The sequence below is a fragment of the Microbacterium karelineae genome (assembly GCF_009745985.1).
GTDB lineage: Bacteria > Actinomycetota > Actinomycetes > Actinomycetales > Microbacteriaceae > Microbacterium > Microbacterium karelineae.
Genome location: NZ_WFIX01000042.1, coordinates 1 through 402, shown reverse-complemented (window position 1 = coordinate 402; position 402 = coordinate 1). Strand labels below are relative to the sequence as shown.

At 35.3% G+C, this 402-nt stretch carries 1 protein-coding gene; it reads left to right on the top strand.

What is annotated here, in order from left to right:
- A partial coding sequence (locus tag GB932_RS21855; RefSeq protein WP_497755935.1) for an aspartate-semialdehyde dehydrogenase occupies positions 1–402 on the top strand: 402 nt, incomplete at both ends.

Here is a 402-nt window from a genome sequence, read left to right as displayed (position 1 = left end):
CTTTATTTGCAGAAGCAGGAACAACAGTAATTGATAATTCTTCTGCATGGAGAATGGATCCTGACAAAAAATTAGTCGTTCCTGAGATCAATGCTGATGTTTTAACAAAAGAAGATAAAATCATCGCAAATCCGAATTGTTCTACCATTCAATTGGTAATGGTTCTTGGGCCATTGAACAAAAAATATGATTTAAAAAGAGTAATCGTTTCTACTTACCAGTCTGTAACAGGAACAGGTAAAGCCGCTGTAGACCAGTTAAACGGTGAAATCAGCGGAGATGAAACTACTGAAAAAGTATATCCATATCAGATCTTCAAAAATGCATTGCCACACTGTGATGTATTTGCTGATGATGATTACACAAAAGAAGAGATCAAACTGATGAAGGAACCTAAGAAAA